The organism is Rhodococcus sp. NJ-530 (assembly GCF_003860625.1).
Taxonomy (GTDB): Bacteria; Actinomycetota; Actinomycetes; order Mycobacteriales; family Mycobacteriaceae; genus Rhodococcus_F; species Rhodococcus_F qingshengii.
Map to the genome: position 1 here is coordinate 453,617 of NZ_CP034156.1, position 16,297 is coordinate 469,913.

Sequence of the window (16,297 nt, forward strand, 5' to 3'; positions counted from 1 at the left end):
CTCCACGAAACTCGGGGAACATCAGGACCCCGAGTACAAGGGCATGGTCGAACGGCACAACGGTTACCTCGAGACCTCATTTCTGCCTGGCCGCCGGTTCGCTTCCCCCGAGGACTTCAACGACCAACTCGGAGACTGGCTCGAACGCGCCAACTCTCGGATGGTTCGCTCGGCCGGGGGACGGCCAATCGATCTGCTCGACACGGACTATTCAGCGATGCTTCCATTGCCGCCGGTGAACCCCGATCGGACTGCACCACCGAATCCGTTTGGCCCGTGACTATTACGTCAGGATGGACGCGGTCGACTATTCCGTCGACCCGCGAGTGATCGGCAGGTTCGTCGACGTCGCTGCATCACCGAACGAGGTGGTGGTCACCTGTGAGGGACAGGTCGTCGCGTCCCATAGGCGGTCCTGGGCGAAGCATGCCGTGGTCACCGATCCGGCTCACGTCGCGGCGGCCGCGCAGTTGCGGCAACAGTTCACCGCCGCTCTGCCTGACTACGACGCCCTCTTCGGGGTCGATTTCACTATTTCCACAACGAAAGCGAGAACGTAAGTGGCTACCTCCACCAATTCGAAGACCGCAACACCAACCAAACGGGCAGGGCCATCCGATGGGTTGCCGTCGATGATCGCCTACCTCACCCGCGTACTGAAAACGCCGACGATCGGAGCAACCTGGGAAGACCTCGCCGCCCAGGCGCGGGACGAGAACTGGTCCCACGCGGAATACCTCGCTGCGCTGCTGCAACGCCAGGTCGCTGACCGCGAATCAAAGGGTGCCATCATGCGGATCCGGACCGCCCATTTTCCGGCGGTGAAAACGCTCGAGGACTTCAACCTCGACCACCTGCCGTCATTACGTCGTGATGTGTTGGCGCACTTGGCTACCGGAACTTTCGTCGCGAAGGCAGAGAACGTGATTCTGCTCGGCCCGCCCGGCATCGGCAAAACACACATCGCGATCGGACTCGGCGTCAAAGCGACCCATGCTGGATACTCCGTCCTCTTCGACACGGCATCGAACTGGATTGCCCGCCTCGGTGCCGCGCATCATGCTGGGCGACTCGAAGCGGAACTGAAGAAGATTCGCCGCTACAAACTGATCATCATCGACGAGGTCGGTTACATTCCGTTCGATCAGGACGCGGCGAATTTGTTCTTCCAACTTGTCGCATCCCGATACGAGTTGGGTTCGATCATGGTCACCTCGAATCTGCCGTTCGGGAAAGCGCACATGTTCGCGCGAATCTGTGCGTAGTCGCGCCGAAGTTTCACGGGTTCGGCAGTCGGGTGGGGTCGACGAAGTCTGCCAGGTAGATCATGGCGGCCTCGGCGGTCATGCCGAATGCCGCGGCGACGAGCTTCGGATCCATGGTGTTGACCAGATCGATAAGGCGAGTGCAGCGGATCATCCGCGGGCCGAACCCGCAATCGTCGAGCACATGACTCAGATAGGCGACCGATGCGGGTGACCGTCCGGCCTTGGTCCCTTTGGTGACGATGACGTGCGGATTGGCGGTGCGCCAGGAGGCGCGCTGGGCCAAACAGCGCTGCACGATCGTCCAGCTCGCCGGGTCCATCGGGACCGGATGCGGTCGCTCGCCAAGCCTGACGGTCTGTCGAAGCGGATCGACATCGTCGCAGGTCAGCAGCCGGACTTCGCGACTGGAAGCGCCATGCAGCAAGGCGAGGATGCCGACCAGGGATTCATGCGGATGCACCAGCAGGTCGGTGGTCCACCGCTGGAACAACCGGCGTTGTTGCTCGAGAGTGAGCGTCCGGCCACGAAAACCCTTGGCTTCTTTCCTGTCCAGGCTCTTCGTCGGATCGACAAGGACCAGACGGTGACTGCGCGCGAATCGGAAAAACTGGCGCAGCACGGTGAGTCTTCGCTGGCGCGACTTCGGCAGGGAAACTAGGAACGCCTCGACGTCGCCGAGCTCGACGGTCGCCCAATCTTGTTTCCCGCGTTCACTGTTCAAGAACGAAGCGAAATCTCGAACGGCCGCCAGTGCGGCCTCTATGGTCGAATCGCTGCGGGGCAGTGTTCCGGCCCGGCGAGCACGGGCCTTGGCGGTAAGCATGAACTCGGCGAATCCTGCGATTGCCGGTCGCAGCGGTTCAGGGGCCGCTTCGATCCGCCGTTGCCGGCGGCCGGCGGCGAGTCGCTCGTTGTGGTCGGTCGGCATCGCCAGCCCGTGTTCGGTGAAGAAATCTTGCATCGATCTGGCCAGCGGACCCATGGAACGGCCTGAGCGGCGTGCCCTGTCGAGCAGGGACGGCGGATGATTGGAGTGCTCGTCGTCGAGCAGTCGCCCCAGCTCGGTGACCGCCACACACGCACGGCCTGGCGAATAGCCGTCGGCGAGACAGGTGATCAGGCCGGGCAGCCAATCCGGCGGGTCGGCAAGACGTGCTAGGAGATGTTCGCCGGCCACATGCGGCCGATCCGGATGGCGCTGCCAGCATCGCGAGCACATGCCGCGGCCGGCATGGCGACGCAACACGCCACAGGCGACGCAGACGCGCGGGGGCTTCTTCGAAGGGCGCGGCCTCGAACAGTGACCGCACCAGCCGGTGTCCACGCGCAGATACCCGGGTTTGCCGCACCGCGGACAGTCCTGTTGCCGAGCTTGCAGGTCGGCTTTGCGTTGGCAGCCCCGGCACAACACGGTCTCCGCGAAGCGGACCTTGTGACCGCACTGCGCGCACCGGCGGGAACAAATCACGCAACGACCTGTCTCGACGACCAGCACCCTACTGCGGCTGCAGTCAGGGCACGGCTGCTTGGCGGCCGCGTCCTTGGCGCGGGCGGTGCACCGGCAGCACAGGTCGCGGCCGATGATGCCCACCGGTCCGCCGCACTCGGCACAGTCACGCTGGCGTTTACCCATGTTCTGCAATGACTTCCAGGTCGAAGCGTCACATCGGCGGAAGCGAGCGGCCGCGGGCGTTGACGGCTTGGCGCTGCGTCGGCGCCGGTCGAATTGGCGGATCGGCAGGACGCTCGACGGGAGTGGCGTCGATCTCGAACAAGTCGTCCGGAGTGCATTGCAAGGCAGTGCACAACGCGATCAGCGTCGTCATCTTGATCTGGGTGGGTTCCTTGGTGAACAGCGCCGACACCGACGCCGCCGACATCTCCAGCCCGGCTTTGTCTGCCAGCAGCCTGCGCAGCTCGGTCCCGGTCCACACTTCGCGTTGGGCCGCGGCCATCCGCAGTCGCCACTTGATCCTCACGCTCGCTCGTCCTCTCCGCTGAGCTCGGCCAGGGTGGTGGTCACCGCGCGCCGATACGCGTCCTCGATGAAGGTCGCCGATGGCCGGACATACCGCATCGTCGATCCGACGGTCCAGTGACCCAGAAGCTGTTGGATCGCAACCAGATCCACGCCACGCTCATAGTTGTGGGTCGCGCACGCACGTCGCAGCGCATGCGGGCTGAACCGCTCCGAACGCGGGCGCCCTTCGAGCTCCATCAGATATCGCAGCCGGTTGCGGATCGTTCCACGATGCAGCGGCCCGCCGGACTCGTCGGCGAACAACACCGGCGAGTCCGGGAACTTGGGCCGCACGTCGGTCAGGAACCAGCGCAGCACCAGGTCCAGACCGTCGAGCATCGGAACCCATCGCGGCCGAGGACCGGACATCCTGGCGCCCTTACCGAAGCGGACATGAAGTTTGCCGAACGGACCACGATCGAAATGCACATCCGGAAGGTCGAGCAGCGCAGCCTCTTCCGAGCGCAGTCCGGCATGATAGAGCGTCCGGAACAGCGCGTAGTCCCGAGCTGCCGGCCCATATTTTCGGGCGGTGATGATGCGCGCCTTCATGAACTCGAAGAACTCCCGCACGCGCTCCGGAGTCGGAGGCGGCACCAGCGCCGGCGAATCGTCGCCGACATGGCGGGAGGCGTTGAACTCATCCACCGGACAGACCAGCTTCACCCCGAACACGGCCTCGATCTCGGCTGCCTTGCGAACCTGGAGGAACCAGTGGAATCCCTTGAAGATCTGCACATACTCCCGCCGAGTCGACGGAGCACGGCCCGCGACTGCGAGGCTGCCGACGACTCGGTCGATGTCCTCGGCGGTGACTTCCCACGCCGGCCGGCCCAGTGCCGTCAGCGTCCGCTCGAGTAGCCCGATGTCGTTGTCGATAGTGACTGGGCTGAAGCCCCGAGCTCGCCAGGACGCGACGAAGGCGTCCACGCAGTTGCGTTGGAACACAACAGGATCTGACTCGATCGACTCTATCGGAACGACGTTGCCCGGGATCAGCCGCAGACCTTCGGTCATCAGCACACCTTCTTCACACCTGAACGATTAAGGTAGCACCTAATATAGACCGCTCACAGCTTGAAGAAGGCTAGAACGCGAAAACATGCTGAAGTCCCAGCGAGCTGCGGGTTTCCACGGAGACGAACAAGTGCCAACCCCAGATCGGTGGGGTGAGACGTTCTCCGACGATGTCGTCGCGGCAGCGATGATCGATCGACTGGTGCATCATGCCGAGGTTCTCACGCTGACGGGTGATTCTTACCGGACTCGGCAACGACGTGAATTGCTCAGTAAGAACAACCGGGCTGGCAGCGACTAACCAAAGCCAGCGGGGTCAATTCCAATCCGTCGGTAAGGGGTCAATTCCAAGGTTCTGGCCCAATTTCCGTGATCGATTCTGAATACGTCAGTTGCTGAGGAGTATTCGTTTGCGGAGGAGGTCGAATCCGGCGCGCCCGTACATTTGCCGTTTGAGCATCTTGATAGTTACGTGGAATCTGAATTGTCAAGGACATGCTCGTCTGCGCTGGCTGACGGAAACGATCGGAAGCAGGGTGGCGGTCCCCGGAACCTCGATTTCGCGTGGCGTCGTGCCGGTCGGCGTCGGGACGTCGAGCAGCCGGTCGAGGAGGTTGTCGAGGGCGCGCTGACCGTCCTCGACGGCTGCGCGTTCGTCGTCGTTGAGTGGGATCGCGATGAGCATGCGCTGCAGGTTGTCCTTGGCTTCGAGCAGCTGTGCTTTGCCGGATGCCTTGGGGGCGTAGAAGTCACAGCGGGCGCACGCCATCCTGTGTGGGCATTGCTCGAAGAAAGTGTAGGTGCAATACCCGTGCCCGAGATCGTAGTACTGCCATGGTGTTTCATCTCCGACCGTATTGGAGGTGACGGCGTCGCGGTCTATGAGGACCTCGATGGTGCGGACGTTGCGGGAGAAGTACCCCGCGTCGGTGTAAGCCCGTGTCAGCGTGGTCGGGGTGATCTTCGCGTAGTACTGCGTCGATTGTGGAGAGCGGTGGCCAAGCCAGGCTTGCAGCTCGAACAGGGTCATAGGCTCTTTGGCGTTGTAGAGCTGGCTAGCGATCGTGGACCGGGCTCGGTGGCTGGTGATGCTGCCTCGGACGTCGACGGCCGGGACACCTGCCTTGCGGCAGAGCATCTGGATGACCGTGTTGTTGATGTAGGACAAGGAGACTCGGCGGGCGCGAAGGGCGAACAGCAGGTCGACTCGCTCGCCTGTGCGACGATCGTGAAACTGCGGTTGGGAGGGGCGCATCGCCTGCCAAGTGTCGAGGGCCTGGCCGAGGATCGGATCGACCGGCTTGGTGAACGCTGTGCCGGTCTTGTGCGTCGGAACATCGAGCAGGCAGACCGCATCACGTGCCAGGACCTGATCGGAGTTGCCGGAAAGGGATTTGTCGTCGTGCTGCCAGCGAATGCAGCCGACTCGCAGGCGGGCGATCTCATCGCTGCGCAGACCGGAAAACAACCAGGTCAGTGTGATCGCATGGACCAGTTCGAACGGGTAGAAGTGACCGGACCTCGTCTCGGGGAGATCGGCCCGCGACAAATTCAGTCCCGCCCACAGCAGCTTGGCTCAGATATCGTCGGCGATCACCCGAGGGTTCGGGCCGAGGAGTGCGGTGATGCTGCGTGGAGTGGCCAGTGCCCTCCCTGGATCGAAACGCCGTGGTAGCCATTCCCATTCCTGACAGTCGGTAAAGAACCTTCGGATCGACGACAGGTGAACATCTTTGGTCGAGGCCTGCAGAGGCTTACCCACGCGCTCTTCGAGTCCGGTGGTGCGGTGCACGTAGTCCCCGACGTTCATCCGGTCAACCGCGGCGACCCAGGCCGCACACGTCTGCCGCGTCCACGCAGCCGGATCGGCGGCATCGGGATGCTCGGCTGCGATCCAGCGGCCCACCTTGAGCAGACGTGACCGGACGTTGCCGCGTGCTCGCGGCGTCAATGTCGACGTCGCGTACCAGCGGTCGACCCACTGCTGCCAGATCTGCGCACCGCCGACTGCCCGAGCCGAGCGACGATCGTGGCTGCGTGGCGGAGGGGCACAGAATCCCAGAGCATTCACCGCCCGCTGCACGGCATGGACAGCGTTGAGTCGGGCCCCGCCGAGCAGTCCGTCATGGCGGACACGATCGAACACTTCGGTGCCGAGGTCCTCGAGATGTGGGCTGCTGTTGAGCAGGAACAGTTGACTGAGCACCATCGGCAGCAGTGTGTCGCCATCACGGCCGAGTCGATAGCCCCACTCGGCGAGAACTTCACGGAGCCGGTCGATTTCGCCGTTGACCCGGTCGCGACCAAAGATTCGCCACGACAGGGTGAGTCGTTGGAAGCTGCCGAGTCGGTGGAACTCGGTGAAGGAACCGAGCAGATAGGCGTGCGCGGCGAGGTACGGGCGGACCTCGTCGCCGGCCCAATCGGGTGTGTTCCGGCGGAACTCTGCCTGATCGCGGCCGAGTAGATGTATCCATTCTTCGGTGCTCCAACCCCAAAAGGTCTGCCCCACTTCGGCACAACGCGTCAGCAGCACTGCGATTGCATCGTCCATGGCGCGCCTCCGATGCGCAGTGGGCGGCGAATCCAGCCCTGCATTGACTGCCTCCAGCGGTCGCAGCAGCCGTCCGATCACACGCCAACCCGGCGCGGTCGGATCGTGATACTGCAGCCGCCGCAGGTTGCGGGCGCCGAGTTCACCGATGGCCCGGGACTCCTCCACGCGGACCGCAACAGTGGTATCGAATTCCTTCCCGACAATCGGTGAGCACCAACGAGATTCAGGATCAATATCGAAGTCGGACTTCAATATCGCGGTCACCGTGGTGTTCCTGCCGCCGCGAGCATCGCGATGCGTTGGGCGTGGATATGGTCCATGCTGCGGCCGAACTTGTCGGCGAGATCCCGCCCAGAGAGGTGGATATATCGCAGCGTCGAGTCAGTATGGCGATGCCCGGCGAAGGTCGCGATCGTATGCAATTCCCAACCCATCCGGGCCAGATCCGTCAGACACAGGTGCCGGGTTGTGTGGGTGGAAAATTTCGGAACATCGGCGGCAAGGGCGATCCGGCGCACCACTTTCGACCAGGTCCACAGGCTCAACGGTTGCGCATGGTTACGGCGGGACTCCGACAGGAACAGCGGTCCACGTGACCTGCTCAAACTTGCCCGGTGCACGAGATAGCCCGATAGCAGCACGCCGGTCGTAGCCGAGTACGGCACAATCCGCTCGAGCCGGTTCTTCGTCGTCTCCGCCCGGATTCTCAGGGTGCGGTGGGCGGGGTCGAGATCGTCGGTGCGCAGCGAGCACAGTTCCTCACGGCGCAATGCTGCGTCGTAGGCCAGGGCGAGCATCACCTTGTTTCGGACCGGTTCCGCGGCGGCGACTTCGAGGATGTCCGCCCACTGCTGTTCGGTGGGGATCCACGGCAGCTTCGTCAATCGGGGCACAAGCCCACGCTGGCGCCCACTGCCGCGCCGACCGGGCGTATATCGGCCCCGGCCAACGGGATTGGAGTCGCGGAGTCCCTCCTCCATGAGGTAGTCGTAGAACAGTCGCACCGACACCAGTCGCTGCTGGATCGTGGCATTCGCCAGCCCGGCACTGGAGTCGATGGACACGACGTTCGGGCCTCTGAGGCTGGGACGTTCGGTCAACTCCCGCACATAAATCCCGATATGGGCGCGGGTGGCGGTGAGCGGATCGACACTTTCCCGCTCACACACCTGCAGATACTCGGCAAGTCCCCGCGCGTAGGCGTCGATCGTTCGGGGAGCCCGCCCGAGATCGGTCCATAGCCGAAGCCAGTCGGTCGCCTGCGCATGCCGGCCCAGTACCGGCCACTTGTTCTCCAGTGTCACCGTGCCGCTCATATCGTCTCCTCAGTTCCGTGGTCAACCCCGAGGAGAACATGATCGTCCGCGTGGTCAGATTCCACAGAATGATTCGGTTCACGTGCCCTTCGACAGCACCGGAACTGTACGGCAGAGTCAGTCCATTCAGGACCGCAGCGTGGTCGGTGTCGAGCCCTCGGACGAAACGATGCAGCTGCGGCAGATCATCAGCCGAGACGGCCGCCATCCACGAGTTCAATTGTTTCCCAAGGCGTTCGGTGAGCATCTCCGCAAACGATGCGACATGTCCTGCAGTTGCTTCGAGATGTGGACAGCCGGCGAGAACCTGCTTGAGTCCGATCTGCTCGTCGTCGGTGAGGTTGTCGGGGTGACGCAACATCCAGGAAGTGATTCGTCGGACCTTCGGAATTTGTTTTCTGGCTGGCGCCGCGCCGATGGTGCGCAGCGGTTTCAAATAGTCGCGGACGGAGCTGTAGCTGCCGCGATACCCCAATGCTCGAAGTTCTTCGTAAAGTGCAGCGGCGGAGGTGCATCCGTCGTTGAAACGCTCGTGCAGGTGGACGGCGAACCTGTCCAGCATAGTTAGCCGGCCGGCCCGCGGCGCTCCCAACAATTCATCGACACTGCTTGCGTAGTAGAAACGGCGGACGGTCTCCCTAGCCAGTCCGAGTTGCCGTGCGATCGTTCTGATTCCTATGCCTTCGTTCTTGAGAGTTGTGACCGTCTCGAAGCGATTCTTCGTGCGAACGGCGAGTATCGAACTCTCCTGACGGGTGGCGTGTACCTGTTCGGCGGCCATCCTCAGTTGCTCCGACGCGGTGCGTTCGATCGAAGGTTCAGGCTCTAACTCGGACTCCTTCTTCAGGCAATGGTGATGGGCTGCAACAGTTTTCTCCACTGCTTCGGCGAGGTTGTGCCATAGGTGCCAGCGGTCGGCGACCTCGATCGCATCCGGCGCTCCAGCACGGGCGGCTTCGGCATACGCGCCGGCGCGATCACGGCAGATCACCTGTGTTCCCGGATGTTCGGTGAGCCATTTGGTAACTGTTTCGGCTTTCCGGTTGGCCAGAACATCGACCGGACGGTGAGTATCCATATCGATCAGAATTGTGCCGTACCGATGCCGCCGACGGAGAGCGAAGTCGTCGATGCCAAGCACCGTCACCACACCGGCTGGAGGGTCGGGCAACGCTCGGACCAGCCTCAACAAGGTAGAGCGTCCGACGGAAACTCCCAGCGTGGACGCCAACCTCGATCCGGCTCGTCCGGCCAGCGCAAGCGCGATCTTCTCGAGGATTTCGCGCAGCAGCGGAGTGGTTCGTGCGTAAGCCTTGGTCAGTCCGTCGATCTGCTCGACAAATGTGCGTCGGTCACAGCCGGTGTTCGAGCACAGAAACCGACGCACCTGCAAGACAACGTAACTTGATCGGTCAGCTATAGCGGTATCGGCGAGCGTGCGCTCGTAGCGACTGTGGACCCCCTTCGACGAAGCGTCGCACGTCGGACAGCTCGCCGAAGTCGACAACGGCGACGCCCGAATACGGACTCCACCGGCGGTCACATCTACCGAATCGATTTCGACACCCGCCAGATGCGGAAGGAGGGCACGCAGATCACAACAGTTCTCAGAACACCAGAACGATCATCTCTCGCCGATTTCTACTCCTGCCGGAACGACACGCGGCGCGAGGCAAGCCATCACGGAAAGTGGGCCAGAACCAATTCCAACCCGTCGTTGACACGATGGGCTGGACGCGAACAAGCTACACGACCTAGTGATGTAGAGCCCAATGAATCAGTCATCGCAGAAGGCAGTTTCGCTCAAGATCGACGTAGATCACCTGTGTCTGCGGGGACCGACACAGGTGATCGGCAAGTCCGTAAGCCGCCAAGAAGACCGCCGAATCTTGACTGGTCAGGGGCATTACGTCGACGATAGCAGGGTGCCCGGTGCGCTCTACGCACGATTCGTCCGTAGTCCGATTGCGCATGGCCGTCTGCTGTCGGTCGACACGCAAGCTGCTAAGTCTTCCCCTGGTGTGCATGGCGTCTTCACCGGCACCGACCTGAATCTGAGAAAGATCGTGCCTCCACTGACCACCCCGGGCGTGGTACGTCTGGGCCGACCGATTCTTCCGACCGATTCTTCCGACCGATTCTCAGGTGAGGCGTACGCAGTCGTCGTGGCGGAAAGCCAATACGAAGCCGAAGATGCTGCGCAAGCAGCTGCCGCGGCTTTGACGCAAAGAATTTGACGCAAAGAACGAGACCATCTCATCGTGGAGTAGGAGCGCCAGCGCCAATCGCGGCGCCTCTCGGCCCAATGGCCGATCAGTTGCCGGCGCGGTATCCGGAACGTCTGGGCCGCTACCGCTCTCGGGCGGCACCTGCCATGGCGGTGGCCGTACCTGGGTGTGGCGGGCCCTCGGCGACCCGGCCGCCGCCAACTTCTCGTCCCTCAAGTCGGGACCGCTACTCAAACACGAGGTGCTTTGGGAGACGGGAGCCGGCCTGGCAACCTCGATAGATCCTGCTCGTTTGTGGTTCTCATACTGAGCTCGCCGGCGGCTGGGCGGTCATTCTCCGGTGATACCGACCCAGCCTCAAGCGAATTCAGTTGCTACTCACCTGTGAAGGAACCCGGACGCTTCTCCAAGAACGCACTGATGGCCTCCTGGTGGTCGGCGGTGTGATGGGACAGCGCTTGCATAGCAGCGGACAACTCGAGCAAACTATCGAGACTCAGATGCTGGGATTCACGCAAAAGCTTTTTTGCCATCCGCACCGAGTTCGGCGGATTGACCGCCACGCGCTCGGCCAGCCCGCGCGCCTCGTCGAGCAGCTGCTCCGGGGCAACGACCCGGGAGACCAGCCCCCATTCCAGTGCAGTCGCCGCGTCGACGCGGTCCCCGGTCAACGTCATCTCGGCAGCGCGGGCCGCACCGATCGCGCGTGGCAGCAACCACGCTCCACCGTCCCCAGGAATAATGCCCAGCTTGACGAAGCTTTCTGCGAAGAAGGCCGTGTCGGAGGCGATCCGCATGTCACACATGAGCGCGAGATCGCAGCCGGCGCCCACTGCGGGGCCATTCACCGCCGCAATCAGGGGGACGTCGCAGTTGTACATCGCCCGAGGTATACGTTGAATTCCTTTCCGATAGCCCTCGCGCTGCTGGTGAGGCTTGCCTCCGAATAGCCCGCGGCCTTCCGCCATGTCCTTCACGTTACCGCCGGCCGAGAACGCGGAACCTGCGCCCGTCACGATGACTGCTCTGGTCTCATGGCTGGCATTGACAGCGGCCACGCACGCTACGAGCGCATCGATCACGTCCTCACCGGAGATCGGGTTGCGTTCTTCGGGCAGATTGATTGTCCAGGTCTCGATAACACCGTCGCGCTGGACGAGAACGGGATCATCCATGAAAGTTGCTCCTTGTGTGAAGGTCAATCAGTCACGATGACTGACTTATTAGTTGTCGGTCCCGACTTCGGCTGCCGTCCGCAGACCTGCAGTATCCATACGGCCGAGATCTCGGAATCAAGGACGGCAACGCCGACTGCGCCGTTTCCGCAACATTGATGGCTTCGACGAGTTTCGCGCGTACCCGACACATCCCGACCACGTGAGTTTTGCCGAGGAGTTCGTCTCGGCGATGGCTGAGACCTACTCATCGGTTCAGCTCGAATTCTCCACCTAGATCCAGGCCACAGTGGCAGCCCGCCGAGTTTGTTGTGGTGCCCTCCGCTCAGCAGGTGAGCGGAGGGCACCACATCCAGTTGATCGGGGGCGGCCGACGTTCAGTGAGAACCGAGGGTGGGTTCCGGCCTTTCGCGCGACCGAGGTGGCCGAACGAGAAGTCGGAGTCGCTCGCCGAACGTCGGTCAGGCCGGCTTCGAGGCTCGTTCGGTCAGAGTCTCACCGCCGATGGCCCAATCGTCCTTCGACACTTCTTCGATCGTCACCCAGACGCTTGCCGGTTTCGCTCCTGTCGCTTCCACGTATGCGGCGGTCAGCTTTTTCAATAGTTCACGCTTCGCTTCGGCGGATTGGCCGGGGGTCTGCGTCACATGCAACAGCGGCATAGCGTGCTCCTTGAGGGTTTCTGTTGGGAAAGGCACTCGACAAACAACTTCGCTAATCGAGATCAATTGATCGGCGGGAACCGTGCCACGGCTAAGGGTAACAGCCTTGAGTATCGATTAAAAGCGTTGGGGTGCAACGAGTTTCGTGTGTCGTGTCACTTTAGCTTGGAGTCAAGTAAGTGTCAGATAGCCATTCTTTATTGTGGATAAGATCATCTGTGTATGACCGCGTTAATGGCGCGTCGCCAGTACAGTGCCTGGAAGCCGAGCCCTCCGGGGCCTTCAGAGTTGATGGGCGAAAGCGCTCCGTACGAACATGAGTTGTTTGAGCAATTGTGAAACACCACTACGAGATTGGCGTGAATCTCTGATCGAACTCGATCGACGGCGCGAGTTCTGGGAGTCGACGGGCTCGGGCGGGTTCGTCTCACGGAGAAGCATGTGCTGCTGGAACCGGCTTCCGGCCGCTACTTCGAGCCTTCAGAGCATGCGGTGCTGCTCGGTGTCTTCGACGGGGACCACGAATGGGCGGTGCGGGGCGACGAAGGTTTCAATGATTGCTTACTTCCAGGCCGGTGCGATGGCTCGCTTGGATCGAGTTGGACAAGGCGTTCGCGCTGTGGGGTGGACCGCCGCTGGTGTTGCGGATGGACAACGGACCGGATTTCATATCCATTGTGCTGCAACAGTTCTGCCGGGATCGGATCGGTATCTCTTAGATCTCGCCAGGGACACCGTGGAACAACGGACACATCGAATCCTTATGCAACCGACTGCGGAAGGAATGCCTCAACCGCAATCACTGGACGAGTCTACTCGAAGCGACGGTCGTGATCGGAGACTTCAAGGACGACCGCAACAGTCGGCACCGACACTCATCGCTGGGCTACCTCACCCCGGCCGTGTGCGCTGCCCAATGCACCCACACCCACCAACCCGTGGGTTGCGAGATTGACTGAACTCACGCAACCGGACTCTAGAACACGGTGGTCCGACTATCGGGGACCTGCCATCGGTATGCCGTCCTCGGAACGCTCCCGAATGACGGAATTCACGGGTGTTGCTGCGCACCGGCGCTAGGACCACTAGGGCGGCGATCATGTCAGTGAAGCCCACCGGCCCTGCAAGCTCGCCGGTGGGGCCCGCATTGGGGAACAGTGTCAGGCGGTGCTCCCCTCGTCGAGTGATCGGCCCCGTTATTCCGGCAATGCCCCGGAGTCGCGTAGACACGCAACCTCGTTCTCGGAAAGTCCGAGCTCGGCGAGAACAGTGTTGGTGTCGGCGCCGCGGTGGCGAGGGCCGAATCGCACTGAACCGGGGGAGTCGGACAGCTTTACTGGTACGCCGACACCTCGGTACCCGTCGCATTCGATCACCATCTTTCGGTGCCGCACCTGCGGAAGGTTGAGTGCCTCTCCGACGTTGTTTACTGCCCCCGAGGGAACGCCGGCCAGTCGAAGTGCGGCGGCCAGGGCCTCGCGTTGCCAACCGCCGATGAGTCCGCCGAGGATCTTGCGCAGCTGTACTGTGTTCGCCATACGATCGGTATTCGTGGTGAACCGTGGGTCCTCGGCGAGCTCGGGCGCGTCCAACGCGGTGGCGAGCGACCGGAACTGTCGGTCGTTGCCGGCACCAATGAAGAACGGTCCGTCACTGCAGATGAACGTCTCGTAAGGGCAGATGGTGGGATGGGCGACGCCGGTGCGTTCCGGCGCGACGCCGGTAGCGAACCATTTGCCGGCGTGTGGGTGCAGGATCGACACCGCGTTGTCGAGGAGCGCGAGGTCGACAAGCTGCCCGCGTCCGGTCTCGCGCCGGACGTGCAGCGCCATGAGGATGCCGTTCATCGCATTGAGGCCGGTGATGATATCCACCAGCGGGATCCCGATTCGCATCGCCTCGCCGTCAGCTTCGCCGTTGATACTCATCAGCCCGGACAGTGCCTGAAGCACTGCGTCGTACCCCGGCGCGCCACCAAGCGGCCCGTCGGTACCGTACCCGGTGATCCGGCAGTGTACGAGACGCGGAAACTCCGCGGCGAGTACGTCGTCTCCCAGGCCCCACCTCTCGAGCGTCCCGGCCTTGAAATTCTCGATCACGACGTCGGCCTCGGCGAGCATTCGGCGCAGAAGTTGCTGTCCTTCTTCGATTCGTAGGTCGACGCTGATGTTGCGCTTGTTGCGGTTGAGCCCGTCGAAGTACGTGCTGTGGTCTTCTCTGACGAACGGCGGGCCCCAACCGCGGGTTTCGTCGCCGGCTGGTGGCTCTACTTTCGTTACGTCCGCACCGTGGTCAGCGAGCATCTGCCCGCACAGTGGTCCGGCGAGCACCCGAGACAGGTCGACGACGCGAATGTCTGTGAGCGCGCCAGTCCGCGGAGGCAGCGCGGCTGAATTGGAAGAGGCGTCCCAGGCGGCTGAATTGGAAGAGGCGTCCCAGACGTCGGCCGAAAGGGCGTTGACTGTCGAGTCGGTCATGGCTGCTCATTCTGGTGGGTATTGAAGGGTCGGGCCGGCCGAGGGGGAAGGTAAATCATGGAGCCTTTAGGCATACAATTGAACAGGGAGTGGGGTCGGAAGGCTCCGAGGCGACTAGACATAGATGGACCTGTATTCAAGATAGTAATCCAGCGCCTCAGGGCCGAATTCTCGCCCAATTCCGCTGTGCTTCACGCCACCAAAGGGGGAGCCGATGTCCATCGAATAATAATTGATCCCCATTGTGCCAGACCTGATACGTGACGCGATATCCAGGCCATGCTCGTGATCCTCAGTAAATACGACCCCGCCCAAACCGAAGGCGGTGTCATTTGCTATACGAACGGCCTCATCCTCGGACCTATACGGGATAACGGAGATGACAGGACCGAATATCTCCTCCTGTGCCAGTCGACTGTTATTGTCCACGCTTCCAAAAATAGTAGGCGAAACAAACCACCCTCGCGTTAGGCCATCAGGCGGTTCGGCGCCGCCACGGACAAGCTGGAATCCCTCAGACTCCCCAAGCCGGATATAGTTTCTAACTCGCTCTCGGTGTTGATCGCTCACCATCGGGCCCAAAGTGACCGTGTCGTCAAGCGGGTCCCCCATCACCAGATCATCCACATAGGCAGCCAGGACATCTAGAACTTCCCGGGAACGACCATGGGGAACCAAGATACGGGAGTTTGTGGTGCACGTCTGCCCCCCGTTCTTAAATATGGCGTCGTCGAGGCTCCTAGCGAAGACATCCAGATCCGCATCAGGGAGCACGACGGCCGCCGACTTGCCGCCGAGCTCAAGCGATACCCTCTTAAGGGACCGGCCTGCCACCTCGCCTATCGCCTGCCCTGCAGCCGTTGAACCGGTAAATGCAATCTTGTCCACACCCGGATGGGCGACAAGGGCCTCGCCCGCGCGAACGCCACCAGCAACAATGTTGAGGACTCCAGGCGGCAGACCTGCATCTTCGGCTGCTTCCCCGAGCACATAGGCGTCAAGTGCAGTTTCGGGGGCAGGTTTCAAAACGACAGTGCACCCAGCGGCGAGAGCAGGAGCGATCTTGGCCATAGCCAGCAACTGAGGATAGTTCCACGCAACGATTGCACCAACGACACCGACTGGTTCTCGCCGCACAATGGTGTGCCCCTTCTTGCTGGGACGGCGAGTCTCAAAAGTCCGTACCTCGGCGAGCTCTGCCATTGACCGCAGTATCGCTGCCGGGGCCGCAGCGTTACTGATAATCGATAAAGGCTTAATCATGCCATTCTGCTGACTGACCAAGCTCGCGGTGGATTCTCCTCGGCGCTCGAGGCTATCGGCGAACCGCCGCATAGCCTCGGCCCGTTCGTGCGGGGTGGAACGCCCCCAGGGGCCTTTGTCGAGTGCTGCCCGTGCGGCCAGAACAGCTTCGTCAATCTCCGAAGGACCACCCATTGCGGCAACGCCTAGCGGCCGCTCGGTTGCTGCTTCTGCAATAGTGAATAATTCTGGTTCGACAGCCTCTCGCCACTGTCCGTTAATATAGAACTTTCTGCGGTCGGCGCCACCGGCTGGGGGCATAATGTCACCTCTCC

General features: G+C 62.0%; 14 protein-coding genes and 2 pseudogenes. 5 read left to right on the forward strand and 11 right to left on the reverse strand.

Annotation, left to right across the window (positions count from 1 at the left end):
* Window positions 1-22: 22 nt before the first annotated feature.
* Both EHW12_RS33950 and istB read left to right on the forward strand, forming a co-directional pair.
* Window positions 23-560 (forward strand): annotated as a pseudogene (locus EHW12_RS33950) (IS21 family transposase); the annotation flags it as partial.
* The gene (istB, locus tag EHW12_RS33955) at window positions 561-1,265 is read left to right on the forward strand and encodes an IS21-like element helper ATPase IstB (RefSeq protein ID WP_125053532.1); all 705 of its coding nucleotides are present in this window, start codon (window positions 561-563) and stop codon (window positions 1,263-1,265) included.
* Between the two features lie 13 nt (window positions 1,266-1,278).
* Here istB and EHW12_RS33960 read toward each other — a convergent pair whose 3' ends face one another.
* Window positions 1,279-2,445 carry a site-specific integrase gene (locus EHW12_RS33960; protein ID WP_003943392.1) on the reverse strand — a complete coding sequence of 389 codons (1,167 nt, stop codon included), beginning with the start codon at window positions 2,443-2,445 and terminating at the stop codon, window positions 1,279-1,281.
* 123 nt (window positions 2,446-2,568) lie between these two features.
* Here EHW12_RS33960 and EHW12_RS35760 point away from each other — a divergent pair, with 123 nt between their 5' ends.
* Window positions 2,569-2,913 (forward strand): hypothetical protein, encoded by a 345-nt coding sequence (locus EHW12_RS35760; RefSeq protein WP_073513720.1) that lies wholly within the window; start codon window positions 2,569-2,571, stop codon window positions 2,911-2,913.
* A 16-nt stretch (window positions 2,914-2,929) separates the two neighbouring features.
* On the opposite strand, the gene EHW12_RS33965 is transcribed toward EHW12_RS35760, so the two are convergent.
* Window positions 2,930-3,247 carry a helix-turn-helix transcriptional regulator gene (locus EHW12_RS33965; protein ID WP_064445096.1) on the reverse strand — a complete coding sequence of 106 codons (318 nt, stop codon included), beginning with the start codon at window positions 3,245-3,247 and terminating at the stop codon, window positions 2,930-2,932.
* Window positions 3,244-4,305 (reverse strand): site-specific integrase, encoded by a 1,062-nt coding sequence (locus EHW12_RS33970; RefSeq protein WP_064445106.1) that lies wholly within the window; start codon window positions 4,303-4,305, stop codon window positions 3,244-3,246. The genes EHW12_RS33965 and EHW12_RS33970 overlap by 4 nt, the downstream gene beginning before the upstream one ends.
* Before the next feature lie 145 nt (window positions 4,306-4,450).
* Here EHW12_RS33970 and EHW12_RS33975 point away from each other — a divergent pair.
* Window positions 4,451-4,606, forward strand: a pseudogene (locus tag EHW12_RS33975) (ATP-binding protein); the annotation flags it as partial.
* 186 nt (window positions 4,607-4,792) lie between these two features.
* Here EHW12_RS33975 and EHW12_RS35765 read toward each other — a convergent pair.
* The 4 genes from EHW12_RS35765 to EHW12_RS33990 are packed head-to-tail and all read right to left on the reverse strand — an operon-like array spanning window position 4,793 to window position 9,721.
* Window positions 4,793-5,854 carry a tyrosine-type recombinase/integrase gene (locus EHW12_RS35765; RefSeq protein WP_241199250.1) on the reverse strand — a complete coding sequence of 354 codons (1,062 nt, stop codon included), beginning with the start codon at window positions 5,852-5,854 and terminating at the stop codon, window positions 4,793-4,795.
* A gap of 27 nt (window positions 5,855-5,881) precedes the next feature.
* Entirely contained in the window at window positions 5,882-7,126 is a 1,245-nt protein-coding gene (locus EHW12_RS35770) for a hypothetical protein (RefSeq protein ID WP_241199251.1), read from the reverse strand.
* Window positions 7,123-8,139 (reverse strand): tyrosine-type recombinase/integrase, encoded by a 1,017-nt coding sequence (locus tag EHW12_RS33985; protein ID WP_241199267.1) that lies wholly within the window; start codon window positions 8,137-8,139, stop codon window positions 7,123-7,125. The genes EHW12_RS35770 and EHW12_RS33985 overlap by 4 nt, the downstream gene beginning before the upstream one ends.
* Window positions 8,024-9,721, reverse strand: a complete 1,698-nt coding sequence (locus tag EHW12_RS33990; protein WP_241199252.1) for an ISL3 family transposase — start codon at window positions 9,719-9,721, stop codon at window positions 8,024-8,026. Before EHW12_RS33990 ends, EHW12_RS33985 begins: the two co-directional genes overlap by 116 nt.
* Window positions 9,722-9,950: 229 nt before the next feature.
* Here EHW12_RS33990 and EHW12_RS33995 point away from each other — a divergent pair, with 229 nt between their 5' ends.
* Window positions 9,951-10,415 carry a hypothetical protein gene (locus tag EHW12_RS33995; RefSeq protein ID WP_125053538.1) on the forward strand — a complete coding sequence of 155 codons (465 nt, stop codon included), beginning with the start codon at window positions 9,951-9,953 and terminating at the stop codon, window positions 10,413-10,415.
* 365 nt (window positions 10,416-10,780) lie between these two features.
* Here EHW12_RS33995 and EHW12_RS34000 read toward each other — a convergent pair whose 3' ends face one another.
* The 4 genes from EHW12_RS34000 to EHW12_RS34025 all read right to left on the reverse strand — a co-directional run bounded on the left by EHW12_RS34000 (window position 10,781) and on the right by EHW12_RS34025 (window position 16,283).
* Window positions 10,781-11,581 (reverse strand): crotonase/enoyl-CoA hydratase family protein, encoded by an 801-nt coding sequence (locus EHW12_RS34000; RefSeq protein WP_054828456.1) that lies wholly within the window; start codon window positions 11,579-11,581, stop codon window positions 10,781-10,783.
* 461 nt (window positions 11,582-12,042) lie between these two features.
* On the reverse strand, window positions 12,043-12,243 hold the full coding sequence (locus EHW12_RS34005) for a 4-oxalocrotonate tautomerase family protein (protein WP_054828455.1): 201 nt from the start codon (window positions 12,241-12,243) through the stop codon (window positions 12,043-12,045).
* A 1,196-nt stretch (window positions 12,244-13,439) separates the two neighbouring features.
* The gene (locus EHW12_RS34020) at window positions 13,440-14,720 is read right to left on the reverse strand and encodes a CoA transferase (protein WP_125053542.1); all 1,281 of its coding nucleotides are present in this window, start codon (window positions 14,718-14,720) and stop codon (window positions 13,440-13,442) included.
* 114 nt (window positions 14,721-14,834) lie between these two features.
* Window positions 14,835-16,283 (reverse strand): aldehyde dehydrogenase, encoded by a 1,449-nt coding sequence (locus EHW12_RS34025; RefSeq protein ID WP_125053544.1) that lies wholly within the window; start codon window positions 16,281-16,283, stop codon window positions 14,835-14,837.
* Window positions 16,284-16,297 lie beyond the last annotated feature (14 nt).